Origin of the sequence: Microbacterium sp. A94 (assembly GCF_051842855.1) — a bacterium.
Taxonomy (GTDB): domain Bacteria; phylum Actinomycetota; class Actinomycetes; order Actinomycetales; family Microbacteriaceae; genus Microbacterium.
This window is the reverse complement of the sequence record NZ_JBPXMU010000003.1, coordinates 13,701-29,729: the sequence shown is the minus strand read 5'-3', so window position 1 is coordinate 29,729 and position 16,029 is coordinate 13,701. Positions and strand designations below refer to the sequence as shown.

Sequence of the window (16,029 nt, the reverse complement as noted above, 5' to 3'; positions counted from 1 at the left end):
GCGAGCGTCGCTAGTCTGGAGGGGTGAAGATCCTCGTCCTCGGTTCCGGTGCCCGTGAGCACGCGATCATCCTCGCCCTGAAGGCCGAGCAGACGGAGCACGAACTGCTCTGTTCCCCCGGCAACGCCGGCATCGCCGAGGATGCGACGCTCGTCACCGTCGATCAGCTCGACGGTGGAGCGGTGACCACCTTCGCCAACGAGAATGCTGTCGACCTTGTCATCATCGGCCCCGAGGCTCCGCTCGTCGCCGGCGTCGCTGATGCGTTGCGCGAGCGCGGCATCCCGGTGTTCGGACCGGGCAAGGCTGCCGCTCAACTGGAGGGGTCGAAGGCCTTCGCGAAGCGCATCATGGATGCTGCATCCGTGCCGACCGGACGTGCCGTGCGCGCAGCATCCGCCGCCGAAGTCGAAGCCGCATTCGATGAACTCGGCGCACCCTACGTGGTGAAGGCCGACGGCCTCGCAGCTGGCAAGGGAGTCATCGTCACCTCCGACCGCGCCGAGGCACTCGCGCACGCCGAGCACTATCTGCCGACCGGCCCGGTGCTGATCGAGGAGTTCCTCGCAGGCCCTGAGGTCTCGCTGTTCTTCCTCTCCGACGGCGACACGGTGCGCGCGCTCAGCCCCGCGCAGGACTTCAAACGCGCCTACGACGGCGACGCGGGCCCCAACACCGGCGGCATGGGCGCCTACTCACCACTGCCGTGGCTGGATGAGCAGTTCGGCAGCGAAGCAGCCTTCGTCGACCTGGTCACCGAGCAAGTCGCCCTCCCCGTCATCCGCCAGCTGGATGCCGAAGGCACCCCGTTCATCGGCCTGCTGTACGCCGGACTCATCCTCACCGATGCGGGCATTAAGGTCATCGAGTTCAACGCGCGCTTCGGCGACCCTGAGACGCAGGTCGTGCTGCCCCGGCTCGTCACGGCGCTGTCCGAGTTGCTGCTGGCCGCAGCATCCGGAACCCTCGAAGACCAGCCGCAGCCCGTCTTCAGCGACGACGTCGCGATCACCGTCGTCCTCGCCAGCGAAGGCTACCCAGAGGCCCCGCAGACCGGTCGCCAGATCTCCGGGCTCGCGGATGCCTCAGGCGTCGAGGGCGTGCGCATCGTTCATGCTGCGACTGCGGGTCCGGATGCCCCGGGCGGAGACCTCGTCGCCACCGGCGGTCGCGTACTCAACGTCGTCGCGGTCGGAGCAGACTTCGCCGCCGCGCGCGCACAGGCCTACGAGGCGATGAACCGCATCAGCCTGGATGGCGCACACTTCCGCAGCGACATCGCCGCCCGCGTCAGCGAATAACCAGCGGCCGAGCACCGGCTGCCGAGCACCTCGCGGCCGAGCGCCTCACCTGGTGAGGCTGAAGCTGCGCGGCAGAATCTCGGGTGAAAGCGCGTACTCCACAGCGAGCATGCTCGCCCCGCGGACGGCAGCCTGCCCGGCTGTCGCCGACTGCACGATCGCGAGCTGCTCGGTGGCCAGCGGCATCGAACGGGTGTAGACGACCTCGCGCACCCCGGCGATGAGATGCTCTCCGACGCGAGCCATTGCCCCGCCGATGACGATGACCGAGGGATTCAGCAGGCTGACGGATGCCGTGAGCACCTCGCCGAGGTCGCGTCCTGCCTGCCGCACCGCTTGAACCGCGTCGAGACTGCCACCCTTGACGAGTTCGACAACGTCGTGACCGCTGCGAGCTTCGATCCCCTGCGCAGCGAGATTGCGTGCGATCGCGGGTCCGGAGGCGAGCGCTTCCAAGCATCCGGTGTTGCCGCAGTGACACGGCACGTCCGCGCCGCGAGCGACGCGCACATGTCCGAGATCGCCGCCGATTCCCTGGGCCCCGCGCAGCAGCTGACCGCCGGAGATGATGCCCGCACCGATGCCGGTCGCCACTTTCACGAAGATCAGGTGATCGGTCGTCGGCCAGGCAGCTGCCCTCTCGCCGAGAGCCGAGATGTTCACGTCGTTGTCGACGAGAACCGGAACATGCAGATGCTGCTGCACCCAACCGGGCACGTCGAAGCCGTCCCAGCCGGGCATGATCGGCGGACCAGCCGGGCGACCGGTGGAATGCTCCACCGGCCCCGGAACACCGACGCCGATGGCAGCGATGAGGCTGCGTTCGAGATCGATCTCGATCATCAGCTCGGTCACCGCGTCCACCAGCCAGTTCAGCACTGCCTCGGGTCCGGTCGCTACGGCGATGTCGCCGGTGCGCTCGGCCAAGATGGTGCCCGCAAGATCTGTGACGGCGACGGTCGTGTGCGAGGCGCCGATATCAGCGCCGATGACCACCCTCGAGGCAGGGTTCAGGGCGAACTGCGAGGGCGGACGCCCTCCCGTCGAGACTGCGTCGGCGACCGGGGTGATGAGCCCCATTCGCATGAGCTCATCCACGCGTGCGGCCACCGTCGAGCGCGCGAGACCAGACGTCTTCGCCAGCTCGGCCCGGGTGCGCGGCTCGCCATCGCGGAGCAACTGGAAGAGTTCCCCGACGCCGGGACCGCTCAAATTGCTTGCCATGGTGCCCCTGTAGATGTCGTGATCAGCGTCTGAAAGCCGCGCCGTCCGGTGCTGGTCGGCGCTTCGTCTTCCGAAGGGGAAGTCTAGCCGCGCGGTGTCGGCGTCTTCATCGCCGTCAACGCCTTCGGCGTCTTCTTGGCGCCGCTCCCTCCTGCAAAACGCTGCTGCAGCAGCACCGCGACGACGATGATCACGCCCTTGGCGATCGCCTGCAGTGACGAGGACATGTTGTTCTGCACGAACACGTTGCTCAGTGTCTGGAAGATGAGAACGCCGAACACTGTGCCGGTGATGGTTCCCCGTCCGCCGATCAGCAGGGTTCCACCGACAACCACGGCGGCGATGGCATCCAGCTCATAGAAGTTGCCATGGGTCGATGTTCCTGCCTGGGTACGCCCGAGCATCATCACTGCGGCGATGCCCGCGGTCAGCCCCACGAGCGCATACAGCCACATGACGTGCTGTTTCACTTTGATACCGGCGAGCCTGGCGGCCTCACTGTTGCCGCCGATCGCGACGGTGCGACGGCCGAAAGTGGTGCGATTCAGCAACAGCCAGCCAGCGATGGCGACGATGGCGAAGATCCAGACGAGGATGTCGACGCCGAGCAGGTCGACGTTCATAGCCTTGAGGAAGTCGCGATCCGAAACGACGAGCGTGCGGTTATCGGCGAGCACCTCCGCGAGTCCGCGCGCACCAACCATCATGGCGAGCGTCGCCATGAAGGCCGCGACTTTGCCATAGGCGATGATGACACCGTTGACCAGGCCCGCCCCGGTTCCGACAAGCAGCGCGACAATAACGGTGACGATCCAGTGGGATGACTTGGCGATGTCCTGGATCGCAGCCAGCGAGCCGGCGACGGACGCCAGTGCCAGCACCGCGCCGACGGAGAGGTCGATGCCACCGGCGATGATGACGAATGTCATGCCGACGGCGATCACGCCGACGATGGACGACTGTCGCAAAATCACCAGCGCGTTACCGAAGTTCGTGAAAGTGTCGAATGCGGTGATCATGCCCACGACGATGATCGCCAGCAGCGCCAGCACGAGGCCGATGTTGCGGCCGGCGGCACCGGAGAACAGCGATTTCAGCGGCGACGCCGGCTTCTGGTCGACGGCGGGATTCTGGGTCAGCTCGCTCACGCGGCGGTTCCTTTCATGACGAGATCGAGCACACCGTGCTCGTCGATCTCGGAAGCGGGAAGAGAAGTGAGTACGCGCCCGTCGCCGATGACGAGCACGGTGTCGGCGAGACCGAGGACTTCCTCGATCTCGCTGGAGATGATGATGATCGCGTGGCCGTCCGCGGCCAGATTGCGGATCAGTGCGTAGATCTCAGCACGGGCGCCGACATCGACGCCGCGCGTGGGCTCATCCAGCAGGAGGATGCGACTGCCGTGCACGAGCCAGCGCGACAGCAGAATCTTCTGCTGGTTACCGCCGGAGAGTGTTCCAGCCGGGAGGTCAGGGTCAGCCGGACGCAGTTCCATCGCCGCGATCTGCTCCCGGGCGATCGCGCGCTCAGCCCGCTCATCCAGCCAGCCCGCTTTCGCCTCCCGAGCGAACGAGGACAGGGTGATGTTGCGGAAGATCGGCTCTCCGAGAACCAGCCCCTGTGATTTTCGCTCTTCCGGGCTGAGGCCGAGCCCTGCCCGAACGGCGGCGGACACCGAACCCTTCCGCAGCGGCTTGCCTTCGACTCGGACGCTGCCCGAGGTCGCGGACCGAGCACCGTAGACGGTCTCGATAATCTCGGACCGACCGGAGCCGACCAGCCCCGCGAGTCCGATGATCTCGCCGGCTCGCACCGAGAACGACACGTCATCGAAGACGCCGTCCAGGCTGAGGTCCTCGACCTCGAGCAGAACGGGGGCGTCGGCGGCGATCGGCACGGCTGCGGGGAAGACGTTCTCCACGACTCGGCCGGTCATGTGCTTGATGAGCGTGGGGGTCGGCGTATCTGCGACCAGAAGGTTACTCGCAGTGCTCGCGCCATCTTTGAGCACGGTGATCCGGTCGCCGATCGTGCGGATCTCCTCAAGGCGGTGCGTGATGTAGATCACGGCGATGCCCTCAGCTGTGAGGTCCTTCACGATGTGGAAGAGATTGCGCACCTCTTCGGAGTCGAGAACGGCCGATGGTTCATCCATCACGATCAGCTTGATGTCGTGCGACAGCGCCCTGGCCATGCTCACGATCTGCTTCTCGGCTGCGCTGAGCGAACCCACCTCGGCGTGCGGCGATAGCGATTCGTGCCCGAGCCGCTTCAGCAGGGCACGGGTCTGCGCGGTGGTCTCGCTGCGACGAGTAAATCCGCCACGAGAGAGTTCATGCCCCAGGAAGATGTTCTCGGCCACGGTCAGGTCGTCGACGACATCGAGTTCCTGGTACATGGTGGCGATACCGAGATCGATGGCTGCCTGCGGGTTGTCGATCGTGACGATCTCCCCGTTCCAGCGCATCTCGCCGGCATCGGGTTGGTAGACGCCGGCAAGCGTCTTGATCAGCGTGGACTTTCCCGCGCCGTTCTGCCCGAGCAGGCAGTGCACTTCGCCCGGGAGAATCGCGAGGTCGACCCCGCGCAGCGCTCGGACAGCACCGAAGGTCTTCTCGACTCCACGCATTTCCAGTAATGCCGAAGTTTGGTCGTCTTTGATCACAGCAGGAACATAACACGCTCTCTTTGCGAATGCGAGACCACGCCGCTGGATCCAAATCGGTGCGGCACAGCACGGAGGTCCTGCTGAACGACTGGATTCCAACGTTGCATAATCTTTTGCCTAAACAAATGCAAAAGCTGGCCAACGTGCGCATGCTTCTGCTACGTTGACGGTGTCAGTGCTCGTGCGTCCGTGAGTAAAGCAATCCGCTCCGCGTGCGCATCGAACGCATCTGCATCACATTTCAAGGAGGAAAGACATGCACAGCATGCGCACACGCAGGCTTCGTCCGTTGATGGCAGGAGCGGCCGCACTGTTCGCGGTCACCCTGCTGGCCGGTTGCACCAGCGATGGAACCGAGAGCGACACAGGCACCGCGAACCAGGGCACGACCAGCGACGAGAACACTGCTTCTGGCGACACGGTCACGATCGGCTGGTCCGGCCCGGACAACGACCACGGCTGGCTCGGCGCGATCAGCACCGGCGCCATCAACGCCGCCGAGAGCTTCGACGACGTGGAACTGCTCCAGGCGGAGGGCACCAACGACGCCAACCAGCAGATCGCCGCTATCGAGAAGTTCATCAACGATGACGTCGACGCCATCGTCCTGCTGCCCACCGACGGCGCAGCCCTCACCCAGGTCGCGCAGAAGGCAATGGATGCCGGCATCCCCGTCATCAACGTCGACCGCGAATTCTCGAGCACCTTCGCGTCTCGGGTGACCATCCTCGGTGACAACTACGGCATGGGCGTCAGCGCCGGTACCTACATCTGCGAGCAGCTCGATGGTCAGAGCGACGCGATCGTCGCCGAGATCGCGGGCATCGACTCGCTGCCGCTGACTCAGGACCGTTCCGAGGGCTTCACTGACGCACTCGAGGCGTGCGGCCTCGAGGTCGGCCCGCGCGTGGCCGCAGACTTCACCGTCGCTGGTGGCGAGAGCGCGACCTCCCAGCTGCTTGCAGCGAACCCGAAGATCGACGCCATCTGGAACCACGACGATGACCAGGGTGTCGGCGTCATGGCCGCGATCGAGGCCGCGGGCCGTGACGAGTTCTTCATGGTCGGCGGCGCCGGAAGCGTCAACATGATGGACCGGATCAAGGCGGATGACAGCGTCATGAAGGCGACCGTCATCTACCCGTCCACGCAGGCTGCCGACGGCATCGCGCTGGCGCGACTGATCGCGCAGGGCAAGACGATGAGCGACCTGATCACACCGAGCGTCCCGTTCCGCATCGTGCTGGATGCTCCCGTGGTCACTAAGGACAACGTCGACGAGTTCATCGATCTCGCGTTCGAGTCCTGATCACCTCTGTGGGGCGGGCACTTCCGTGCTCGCCCCACGCTATTTCTTGGAGTAAAGATGACAACTGAGCTGCGAGTGGCCATGATCGGCCACGGATTCATGGGAGCGGCGCACTCCGTCGGCTGGCGCCAGGCACCGGCCGCGTTCGATCTGCCTCTCGCACCGCAGATGAGCGTGCTGGTCGGCCGCGACGCGGACAAGACCGCCTCCGCTGCCCGCAAATGGGGCTGGGCCGAGACCTCTACGGATTGGCGCGCTGTCATCGAACGCGACGACATCGACCTCGTCGACATCGTCACCCCCGGCGAATCACACGCCGAGATCGCCATCGCCGCACTCGCCGCCGGAAAGCACGTGCTGTGCGAGAAGCCACTGGCCAACTCCGTAGCTGAGGCGGAGGCGATGGCCCAGGCCGCTGCCGAAGCCGCTGAGCGCGGCGTGCGCGCGATGGTGGGATTCACCTATCGGCGAGTGCCGGCAGTGACCCTCATGCGCGACATGATCGCCGCGGGTCGGATCGGCAGCATCCGCCAGGTGCGGGCGAGCTATCGACAGGATTGGCTAGCCGACGCCGAATCCCCGATGACCTGGCGCCTCGACAAGGATCGCGCCGGCTCCGGCGCCCTCGGGGACATCGGTGCGCACGCGATCGATATGGCGCAGTTCGTTACCGGCCAGGACGTCACCAGTGTGTCCGGTGTGCTCGAGACACTCGTCAAGGAACGCCCGTTGATGGGCGAGAGCGTCGGCCTCGGCGGCACCGCAGGTGCTGGTCGCGGCCGGGTCACCGTCGATGACGTCGCCATCTTCACCGGGCGTCTCGACTCTGGCGCTCTGGCATCCTTCGAGGCCACGCGATTCGCAACCGGACGCAAGAACGCCCTCGACATCGAGATATCCGGCGATGCCGGTGCGCTGCACTGGAACCTGGAAGACATGAACGTGCTCGAGTTCTACGACGCGACCGCAGATACCGCGACGCAGGGCTTCACCCGCGTGCTCGTCACCGAACCCGAGCATCCCTACCTCTCGGGCTGGTGGCCGAGCGGCCATATGCTCGGCTACGAACATGGTTTCTCCCATCAGGTGAAAGACCTGGTCGAGGCGGTTGCATCCGGCACCGACCCGCACCCGGGATTCGCCGAGGGCCTGCTCGTGCAGCGGGTTCTGGATGCGGTTGCGCGCAGCGCGGCAGGCGGATCCGCCTGGACCGACGTCTAAACGACAAACAGACAAGAGAAAGAGGACGACGATGTCACGACCAGTCACTTTGTTCACCGGCCAGTGGGCCGACCTGCCGTTCGAAGAGGTGTGTCGCCTCGCGGGCGAATGGGGCTACGACGGCCTGGAGATCGCTTGCTGGGGCGATCACCTCGACCCCTGGCGCTGGAATGACGACGAGTACATCCAGGACCGACTTGCGATCCTGGAGCGCAACGGCCTGAAAGTCTGGACGATCTCCAACCACCTCAAGGGTCAGGTCGTCTGCGACGACCCGATCGACGAGCGCCACCGCAACATCGTCTCGGACCACGTCTGGGGCGACGGCGATCCCGAGGGCGTGCGTCAGCGCGCAGCGGAAGAGCTGAAGAACACAGCCCGGCTGGCAGCCAAGCTCGGCGTGAAGACGGTCACCGGATTCACCGGCTCATCGATCTGGAAGTACGTCGCGATGTTCCCGCCGGCAACCGACGAGATGATCGAGGCCGGCTACCAGGACTTCGCCGATCGGTGGAACCCGATCCTCGATGTGTTCGATGAGGTCGGTGTCCGCTTCGCGCACGAGGTGCACCCGTCTGAGATCGCCTACGACTACTGGACGACCAAGCGCACCCTCGAGGCAATCGGGCATCGCGAGGCGTTCGGACTGAACTGGGACCCCTCGCACATGGTGTGGCAGGACATCGACCCGGTTGCCTTCCTCTGGGATTTCCAGGACCGCATCTACCATGTGCACTGCAAGGACACCAAGAAGCGCCTGGGCAACGGCCGCAACGGCCGCCTTTCCTCGCACCTTCCCTGGGCTGACCCGCGCCGCGGATGGGACTTCATCTCCACCGGTCACGGTGACGTGCCGTGGGAGGACGCCTTCCGGATGCTGAATGCCATCGGATACACCGGGCCGCTGTCGGTGGAGTGGGAGGATGCAGGCATGGACCGGCTCGTCGGAGCTCCAGAGGCACTGGAGTTCGTGCGGAAGCTGTCGAAGTACCGGCCGTCGGATGCCGCGTTCGACTCGGCGTTCTCTACGAAATGAGAGTCTTCTCGACCCGCTGAGTCGACTGCGGCTCGCGGTGTCGTTCCCTTACTCGCGCTGTCGTTCGTGGCACGCGCTGCATTTCTTTCTGCAGCGCGTGCCACTTTCATTCGCGCAAGCAGGATTCAACGGACACCGCTCAGCGGCCGCGAAGAAGCGCCGCTATCGAGATATCCTCGTCGATCTGTGGCCAATGGATGCCTTCGCCTACGCCGATTTCCGTGGAGAATGAGTGCGTTTAATCTCCTGGCCGCGCTTACGTCGCGGCGGCAGATGCTTCGGACGCCGCAGGAACAGCACTGCGGCAACGCCGAGCAGAATGAAGGCCGCCGGAAGCAGCATCGTCTGCGCCATGGCATCTGCGAAGTGTGCGGCGACGGCATCCGGCAGCTTGCCACCACCGAAGCTGCCCGATCCATCCTCTGAGCCCGGCAGATTCGCGACCAGCCGATTCTGCATGAACGCGGCGATGGCGGCGGAGCCGAGGACCGAACCGATCGTGCGCGCGGTGTTGTAGATGCCCGCTCCGGCACCGGCCTGGTGCATCGGCAGATCGCGCGTTGCTGTGGTGGCGAGCGGCCCCCACATTCCCGCGTTGCCGAAGCCGAGCAGCGCCGAGGGAATGAGCAGCCAGCCGATCGGTATCTCGGTGTTCATCATCGCGGCGAACAGGAACAACGACACCGATACGAGCAGCAGCCCGGGAACCAGCATGAGACGCGGGTCGATGCGGTCCAGCAGCTGGCCCGCGAACGGCGATACGACCCCGGCTGCGATCGCCATGGGAATCAGCAGCAGCGCTGACTCGGTCGGTGTGAGTCCACGCGCCGTCTGCAGGAAGAACATCAGTGGCAGCCCCTGCGCTGTCACGGTGAAGCCCACCGTGACGATCGTGATATTCGACCAGGCGAAGTTGCGGTTTCGGAACAGGTCCATCGGTACGAGCGGCTCATTCTTGGTGCGCGACTGATACCAGAGGAACAGTCCCAGCACGATGACACCCGCGATGATCAGACCCCACACAGAGATCGGGCCCCAGATCACTCCCCAGTCGTAAGCCTCCGCCTCCTGCAGGCCGAAGACGATGAGGAACATCGCCACGGCGCTGAGGAAGACACCCGGAATGTCGAAACGGTGCTTGTGCGTCTCCAGTTTCGGCACCAGCATCCATGCGAGCACGAACCCGACGACGCCGACGGGCAGATTGATGAAGAAGATCCATTCCCAGCCGAGCCCGTCGACGAGGAATCCGCCGGCCAGCGGACCGACGAGCATAGCGACGCCGGATGCTCCGCCCCACAGCCCCATCGCCGCTCCGCGCCGCTCGGGCGGGAACGTGCGGGTGATCACCGCCATCGTCTGCGGCGTCAGCAATGCCGCGCCGATGCCCTGCGCGGCGCGCGCCCAGATCAGCCCATCGAGGGTCGTCGACAGACCGCACCACAGCGATGCCAGCGTGAAGATCGCGAGTCCTGCGAGATAGATGTTCTTCGGACCGAAGCGGTCGCCGAGGCGGCCGGTGATGAGCAGCGGAACCGCGTAAGCGAGCAGATAGGCGCTGGTGACCCACACCACCCGGTCAAGGTTGTTCGAGGTGGGATCCAGCGCTGCCTTGATGGCCGGGTTCGCGACCGAGACGATCGTCGTGTCGACCAGAATCATGAAGAAGCCAATGACGAGCGCCCACAGCGCCGGCCACGGGCTGCGCTCGGGCGCGGGCGTGGACGCTGTCGATGATGGGCGCTGCTCGGTCACGCCGCCACGCTACACCCGGCCGGGGACGCTGGTTCCCGGCATCCGTCCCACCCGGGATAATGAACACGTGAGCGAAGCGACGAGAATCCCCAACTGGCGTCACCTCTACTCGGGCAAGGTCCGCGACCTCTACGCCTCCGAGGATCCGGCAGACACCCGCATCCTCGTCGTCGCCAGCGACCGGGTGAGCGCATTCGACTTCGTTCTGTCCCCCGGCATCCCGGACAAGGGCGCGCTGCTGACCGAGCTGAGTCGCTGGTGGTTCGCGCAGCTCGACTTCCCTAATCACCTCGCCGAGGGTGAAGTCCCGGATGCTGTCGCCGACCGCGCCATGCTCGCGCAGTCGCTGGAAATGCTGCCGATCGAGTGCGTCGTGCGCGGATACATCACGGGAACGGGGTGGGCCGAGTACGTCGAGAACGGCACTGTCTGCGGCATCCCGCTGCCCGCCGGTCTCCAGAACGGCGACCGCCTTCCCGAGCCGCTGTTCACTCCCGCCTATAAGGCGCCGATGGGCGAACACGACGAGAACATCACGTTCGAGAAGGTCGTCGAGCTCGTCGGAGCAGAGCGTGCGGCTGAGTTGCGGGACGCATCCATCGCGATCTACACGCGCGCTGCCGCAATCGCCGAAGAACACGGTCTGATCCTCGCCGACACGAAGTTCGAGTTCGGAACGGATGCCGAAGGCACCCTGCGCCTGGGCGACGAGGTTCTCACCAGCGACTCCTCCCGCTACTGGGATGCCGCGGCCTGGCAGGCCGGCACGACTCCCACCGAGCGGATGGCAAGCTTCGACAAGCAGATCGTCCGCGACTGGCTGGCCGCGAACTGGGACAAGCAGGGCGAGCCGCCCGTGCTGCCCGAGGAGATCGTCGTGCGCACCGCCGACCGCTACCGCGAGCTCATCACCCGGTTGACCACGTAATCAGGGCGCAGCCACTCGCACGTCGGTGTGGATGAAGTCGTCGCCCTTGAACAGGAGCGGCTCGTCGCGCGCGATCGCGAGAGCGTAGCTGAAGCAGTCACCGAAGTTGAGCTTCGCCGGGCTTCCGGAGCCGCGCCCGTATCGACGATGCGCGGCGAACGCCGTTCGGGCGATCGCCTCATTGACGGGAACGACTTCGGCGTCTGTCACGCGCAACAGCTCTTCGAAGCGCTCGGTGAGTCCTCGCTCACGCTTCCCTTCGAGCACGATGCTGCATTCAGTCAAAGTCGCCGCCGAAAGCTTCACGGGTTCGCTCGCGAGAAGCGCGCCGTACGCTTTGCCTTCGGGCTCATCGAGCAGAACGGCGACGAAAGCCGAGGAGTCGACGATCATCGCGGCAATCCATTCTCGTCATACATCTCATCGATGATCGCTTCGTAATCAGCCCACGTGTACCGAACTCTGCTGGCCTCCTCCACGATCCGGGCGATGCCCGCAAGTTTCTCCGCGCGTTGCTTCTCTTTCGCTCCGTCCACCTCTTCGAGTCTTCGGCGCACAGCATCCTCCACCGCGCTCGTCTGGCTCTGGCCGGTGAGTTCCGCGAGCCGGCGCACGAGAGCGTGCACTTCTTCATTCTTGATGTTCAGGCTCATGGCACCCATTTTCGCACCCTTCTACCATTACGGCCACAGTTCTACCCTCGGCATCCGCCATTGCCGCGCCCAGTGCAGGACCGCGCCAGCATCCAGCTAACCCTCAGGAATCGGTAGTGTTACTCCAGCACTTCCGCCATCCCGAAATGAGGAGCTCCCGCATGCCCGTGTGGAAAATTCACGGTGACGGTCACACCGTCGCACCCGGTTCTGTCGTCAAACCCGAAGAACGACTGAACTGGCCGGCCACCTTCGCAATCGGCGCACAGCACATCGTCGCGATGTTCGGCGCGACGTTCCTGGTGCCGATCATCACCGGCTTCCCCGTGTCGACCACGCTGCTCTTCTCGGGTATCGGCACCCTGCTGTTCCTGCTGATCACGCGCAACCGCTTGCCCAGCTACCTCGGTTCGTCCTTCGCGTTCCTCGCGCCGATCACGGCGATCAACGCCGGCCAGTCGCTCGAGACGGCGCAGCAGATCACCCAGGCGCTCGTCGGCGTCCTCGTCGTCGGTGTCGCGCTCGCGGTGATCGGTTTCATCGTTCAGGCCGTCGGCATCGGCTGGATCGACAAGCTCATGCCTCCGGTGGTGGCAGGCTCCATCGTTGCCCTCATCGGCTTCAACCTCGCCCCCGCAGCCTGGAACAACTTCAACGCTCAGCCCGAGCTCGCCTCCATCACCCTCATCGCTGTGATCCTGTTCAGCGTGCTGTTCCGGGGTTTCCTCGGACGCATCTCGATCTTCCTCGGCGTCATCGTCGGCTACATCGTGGCGATCTTCACCGATCAGGTGCGGTTCGAGGGCATTGAGGATGCTGCGTGGATCGGCCTGCCCGACTTCCACCTCGCCGCGATCACCGACCCGATGGCATGGGCCTACGTGCCGATGTTCCTGCCCGTTATCCTCGTGCTCATCGCCGAGAACGTCGGTCACGTCCGCGGCGTCGCGACCATGACCAACGACCCGTCAATCAACAAGCACACCGGTCGCGCACTCCTCGCCGACGGTGTCGCCACAGCGCTTGCGGGTGGATTCGGCGGTTCGGCCACGACCACCTACGGCGAGAACATCGGCGTGATGGCGGCGACTCGCGTGTACTCGACCGCGGCCTACTGGGTCGCCGGCGCAGCGGCCATCCTGCTCGCCTTCTCACCCAAGGTCGGATTCATCTTCAACACGATCCCCGCAGGGGTCCTCGGTGGCGTCACGACGGCGCTGTACGGCCTCATCGGCGTCATCGGCATCAAGATCTGGGTCGACAACCGCGTCGATTTCTCCCGGCCGGTCAACCAGTACACGGTGGCCGTGTCGTTCGTGCTCGCCATCGGCGGATACGCCATGAACTGGGACGGCTTCGAGCTCGGCGCCATCGTGTTGGGCACCGTCGCCGCCCTCCTCATTTACCACCTGGGCAACGCGATCGCTCGCGCTCGCAAGACCGGTGCCGATGACGGCGGCCCCATTCCCGCTGTCGGCCCGCTGGGCGGCGACCCGGAGTAGCCTCTCGCCTGTTGCACTTGTCGGAGCCTGTTGCATCCGTCGGAGGAATTCTAGAGAAACCTCCGACAGATGCAACAGGCTCCGCTGTGCGTAACACCCTCACACGCGGAATCGGATGCGCACGCCCGGCGGCAGTTGCCCGGCGAGGTCCAAGCACCGATCGGTCACGGCGCCGATGATCGGGTAGCCGCCGGTGAGCGGGTGATCCGGCAGGAACAGCACCGGCTGCCCATCCGGTGGCACCTGGATCGCTCCCGTCACCGCGCCCTCACTGGGAAGTTCGCTCAGGATGCTGCGCTCCAGCGGCACGTCGCCCTGCAGCCGCATGCCGACGCGATCGGAGCGGGACGTGACCAGCCACTCCTGCTCGGTCAACGTCGCGCGTGCCTTCGCGGTGAACCAGTCGTCGCGGGGGCCGAGCGTGATCTGCAGCTCGACGAGATCTCCGGGTGCTGGCAGCATCCGCTCAGCGGCAATGGGCTCCACCACCCCGCGCCTGGTCGAACCGATCGGGATCGAATCTCCGCTCAGCAGTGCCGCAGGACCGAGACCGGCGAGCGTGTCACTGGCCCGACTACCCAGAGCGGATGCCACATCCACACCGCCACGAACACCAATCGTGTAGCGCAGGCCGTTGGTCGGATGCCCCAGTGTGAGTTCATCGCCGTCGGCCGTCGCGAAGGGCACACCGTGCACGGCAGTGCGGGGGCCGGCGGCATCTACAAGCGAAAGCGCTCCGATGGCGCCGGTGACCACGGCGACCCCAGCACCACGGAAGCGCAGCACCACGCCGCCGACACTCTCCACTACGGCGGAACCGGGCTCATTTCCGACCGCTCGATTCGCGTCGCGCAGCGCTCTGCGGTCGGCGGCTCCGGATGCTGAGACACCGAGCGCCGCATGGCCCGGTCTGCCCGCATCCTGAACCAGCAGTTGCAGCGAGGTCTGCACGACCTCGATGCCGCCCGCGCGCCGATCAACTGCCGGATGATCTGGGACCTCCCGCCGTCCCGGTACGGCCACAGCAGCGGCTGAGTCCCGCCGGGCGCGCTCGAATCGCACCGCGGCCCCGGGCGCCAGCAACGCGGGCGGGTCACGGTCGATGTCCCACATGACGGCGTCGGTGCGGCCGATCAGTTGCCACCCGCCCGGGCTCTCCCGCGGATACACCCCGGTGAACTCGCCAGCAAGCGCCACCGCCCCTGCCGGAACACGCGTCCGTGGCGACGACCTGCGCGGCACCTGGAACAGCGGATCATCGCCGACGAGGTATCCGAACCCGGGCGCGAATCCCGAGAAGGCCACCTCCCAGCGCGCGGCCAGGTGTCGAGTCACCAGTTCCTCAGGCGATACGCCGAGCAGCGCGGCGACCTCCGCAAGGTCTTCACCGTCGTAGTGCACGGGAATGACGACTTCGTGCTCCGCCGACTCGTGCGCGGCATCCGTCCCGGTCGCCTCCAACGCCGCAGCCAAAGATGCGGCCGAGACCTGCACGGGATCGAACCTCACGAGCACCGTGCGTGCTGCGGGAATGCGCTCGATGATTCCCGGCACCTGCTCCCAGGCGCGGTTCATCCGCATCGCCTCAGCAAGATCGGCGGCTTCAACGAGAAGTGCGCGATCGGATGCCTGAAGAATGCGCATCAGACGAACGGGGCTATCGTCACGCCCGCCCCCTGCAGCGAGCGCTTAGTCTCCGCCGCCATGGCCACAGAACCGGGACTGTCACCATGCACGCAGATCGATTGCGCATCCACCCGGATGTCCGAGCCATCGACCGCGCGGATCACCCCTTCGGTCACAAGTCGCACCATGCGATCGGCCACCTCGCGCGGATCGTGCAGAACAGCATCCGGTTGGGTGCGCGCGAGCAACTGACCGGTGGGCGTATAGGCACGATCGGCGAACGCCTCGGCGGCCACGGCGAGCCCCGTCTGTCGGGCGACGTCCAGTGCGATGCCGCCGGCCAGTCCCAGCAGTACCAGGCTCGGGTCGATCGCCCGGACGGCAGCGACGACATCCTTCGCCTGACGCTCATCGTGCGCGATCGCGTTGTACAGCGCACCGTGCGGCTTGACGTACGAGACCGTCGTACCAGCCGCGGACGCGAGCCCTATCAGCGCGCCAAGCTGATATTCGACGTGTGCCTGCAGCGTCGCTGAGTCGATATCAACCGGGATGCGCCCGAAGTTCGCGTAGTCGCGGTAGCTCGGATGCGCGCCGATGGTGACGCCGCCCCGTGCAGCTCTGGTGAGCGTTTCGCGGATGCCTTCGGGGCTCCCGGCGTGGAATCCGCAGGAGATATTGGCACTGGTGACGATGCGCAGCATGCTTGCGTCATCGCTGACGATGCAGTCTGCGACGTTCTCGCCCAGGTCGGAGTTCAGGTCGATGCTTCCCATGGCGCTCCGATTCGTCAGCTGGCGATTCAC

At 65.5% G+C, this 16,029-nt stretch carries 15 protein-coding genes; 6 read left to right on the top strand and 9 right to left on the bottom strand.

The features are described from left to right. The first annotated feature begins 23 nt into the window (after nt 1-23). Entirely contained in the window at nt 24-1,301 is a 1,278-nt protein-coding gene (purD, locus tag ACSU1L_RS09715; RefSeq protein WP_439255625.1) for a phosphoribosylamine--glycine ligase, read from the top strand. A 45-nt stretch (nt 1,302-1,346) separates the two neighbouring features. Here purD and ACSU1L_RS09710 read toward each other — a convergent pair whose 3' ends face one another. From ACSU1L_RS09710 to ACSU1L_RS09700, 3 genes are all read right to left on the bottom strand, one after another. Further along, a complete protein-coding gene (locus ACSU1L_RS09710; protein ID WP_439255624.1) occupies nt 1,347-2,525 on the bottom strand; it encodes an ROK family transcriptional regulator in 1,179 nt (392 codons plus the stop codon). Between the two features lie 83 nt (nt 2,526-2,608). Next, nucleotides 2,609-3,664 (bottom strand): ABC transporter permease, encoded by a 1,056-nt coding sequence (locus tag ACSU1L_RS09705; protein WP_439255847.1) that lies wholly within the window; start codon nt 3,662-3,664, stop codon nt 2,609-2,611. A gap of 5 nt (nt 3,665-3,669) precedes the next feature. Then, nucleotides 3,670-5,154: a sugar ABC transporter ATP-binding protein gene (locus tag ACSU1L_RS09700; protein WP_439255622.1), complete on the bottom strand. Its 1,485-nt coding sequence runs from the start codon at nt 5,152-5,154 to the stop codon at nt 3,670-3,672. Between the two features lie 295 nt (nt 5,155-5,449). Between ACSU1L_RS09700 and ACSU1L_RS09695 the strand changes: the two genes are divergently transcribed. The 3 genes from ACSU1L_RS09695 to ACSU1L_RS09685 all read left to right on the top strand — a co-directional run bounded on the left by ACSU1L_RS09695 (nt 5,450) and on the right by ACSU1L_RS09685 (nt 8,759). Continuing rightward, nucleotides 5,450-6,502, top strand: a complete 1,053-nt coding sequence (locus ACSU1L_RS09695) for a substrate-binding domain-containing protein (RefSeq protein ID WP_439255620.1) — start codon at nt 5,450-5,452, stop codon at nt 6,500-6,502. Nucleotides 6,503-6,583: 81 nt separating this feature from the next. Next, the gene (locus tag ACSU1L_RS09690) at nt 6,584-7,723 is read left to right on the top strand and encodes a Gfo/Idh/MocA family protein (RefSeq protein WP_439255846.1); all 1,140 of its coding nucleotides are present in this window, start codon (nt 6,584-6,586) and stop codon (nt 7,721-7,723) included. Between the two features lie 31 nt (nt 7,724-7,754). Next, nucleotides 7,755-8,759, top strand: coding sequence for a sugar phosphate isomerase/epimerase family protein (locus tag ACSU1L_RS09685; RefSeq protein ID WP_439255619.1), 1,005 nt, complete (start codon nt 7,755-7,757; stop codon nt 8,757-8,759). A gap of 139 nt (nt 8,760-8,898) precedes the next feature. Here ACSU1L_RS09685 and ACSU1L_RS09680 read toward each other — a convergent pair whose 3' ends face one another. Further along, complete coding sequence (locus ACSU1L_RS09680; protein WP_438253063.1) at nt 8,899-8,958, bottom strand: hypothetical protein; 60 nt, start codon at nt 8,956-8,958, stop codon at nt 8,899-8,901. A gap of 8 nt (nt 8,959-8,966) precedes the next feature. Further along, a complete protein-coding gene (locus ACSU1L_RS09675) occupies nt 8,967-10,514 on the bottom strand; it encodes an MFS transporter (protein WP_439255618.1) in 1,548 nt (515 codons plus the stop codon). 67 nt (nt 10,515-10,581) lie between these two features. Here ACSU1L_RS09675 and ACSU1L_RS09670 point away from each other — a divergent pair, with 67 nt between their 5' ends. Beyond that, on the top strand, nt 10,582-11,442 hold the full coding sequence (locus tag ACSU1L_RS09670) for a phosphoribosylaminoimidazolesuccinocarboxamide synthase (RefSeq protein ID WP_439255617.1): 861 nt from the start codon (nt 10,582-10,584) through the stop codon (nt 11,440-11,442). Here ACSU1L_RS09670 and ACSU1L_RS09665 read toward each other — a convergent pair whose 3' ends face one another. Then, on the bottom strand, nt 11,443-11,835 hold the full coding sequence (locus ACSU1L_RS09665; RefSeq protein WP_438252851.1) for a type II toxin-antitoxin system VapC family toxin: 393 nt from the start codon (nt 11,833-11,835) through the stop codon (nt 11,443-11,445). Next, on the bottom strand, nt 11,832-12,095 hold the full coding sequence (locus ACSU1L_RS09660; protein ID WP_438252850.1) for a type II toxin-antitoxin system VapB family antitoxin: 264 nt from the start codon (nt 12,093-12,095) through the stop codon (nt 11,832-11,834). The genes ACSU1L_RS09665 and ACSU1L_RS09660 overlap by 4 nt, the downstream gene beginning before the upstream one ends. Nucleotides 12,096-12,256: 161 nt before the next feature. Between ACSU1L_RS09660 and ACSU1L_RS09655 the strand changes: the two genes are divergently transcribed. After that, nucleotides 12,257-13,597, top strand: coding sequence for a uracil-xanthine permease family protein (locus tag ACSU1L_RS09655; protein ID WP_439255616.1), 1,341 nt, complete (start codon nt 12,257-12,259; stop codon nt 13,595-13,597). Between the two features lie 99 nt (nt 13,598-13,696). Here ACSU1L_RS09655 and ACSU1L_RS09650 read toward each other — a convergent pair whose 3' ends face one another. After that, complete coding sequence (locus tag ACSU1L_RS09650; RefSeq protein WP_439255615.1) at nt 13,697-15,241, bottom strand: carboxyltransferase domain-containing protein; 1,545 nt, start codon at nt 15,239-15,241, stop codon at nt 13,697-13,699. After that, entirely contained in the window at nt 15,241-15,999 is a 759-nt protein-coding gene (locus ACSU1L_RS09645; RefSeq protein ID WP_439255614.1) for a LamB/YcsF family protein, read from the bottom strand. Before ACSU1L_RS09645 ends, ACSU1L_RS09650 begins: the two co-directional genes overlap by 1 nt. Nucleotides 16,000-16,029 lie beyond the last annotated feature (30 nt).

What these genes read in the sequence shown, in the direction of transcription:
- ACSU1L_RS09710 (WP_439255624.1), bottom strand. Translation starts at nt 2,525, where the DNA reads ATGGCAAGCAATTTGAGCGGTCCCGGCGTCGGGGAACTCTTCCAGTTG.
- ACSU1L_RS09700 (WP_439255622.1), bottom strand. Translation starts at nt 5,154, where the DNA reads ATGCGTGGAGTCGAGAAGACCTTCGGTGCTGTCCGAGCGCTGCGCGGG.
- ACSU1L_RS09695 (WP_439255620.1), top strand. Translation starts at nt 5,450, where the DNA reads ATGCACAGCATGCGCACACGCAGGCTTCGTCCGTTGATGGCAGGAGCG.
- ACSU1L_RS09690 (WP_439255846.1), top strand. Translation starts at nt 6,584, where the DNA reads ATGATCGGCCACGGATTCATGGGAGCGGCGCACTCCGTCGGCTGGCGC.
- ACSU1L_RS09685 (WP_439255619.1), top strand. Translation starts at nt 7,755, where the DNA reads ATGTCACGACCAGTCACTTTGTTCACCGGCCAGTGGGCCGACCTGCCG.
- ACSU1L_RS09665 (WP_438252851.1), bottom strand. Translation starts at nt 11,835, where the DNA reads ATGATCGTCGACTCCTCGGCTTTCGTCGCCGTTCTGCTCGATGAGCCC.
- ACSU1L_RS09660 (WP_438252850.1), bottom strand. Translation starts at nt 12,095, where the DNA reads ATGAGCCTGAACATCAAGAATGAAGAAGTGCACGCTCTCGTGCGCCGG.
- ACSU1L_RS09655 (WP_439255616.1), top strand. Translation starts at nt 12,257, where the DNA reads ATGCCCGTGTGGAAAATTCACGGTGACGGTCACACCGTCGCACCCGGT.
- ACSU1L_RS09650 (WP_439255615.1), bottom strand. Translation starts at nt 15,241, where the DNA reads ATGCGCATTCTTCAGGCATCCGATCGCGCACTTCTCGTTGAAGCCGCC.
- ACSU1L_RS09645 (WP_439255614.1), bottom strand. Translation starts at nt 15,999, where the DNA reads ATGGGAAGCATCGACCTGAACTCCGACCTGGGCGAGAACGTCGCAGAC.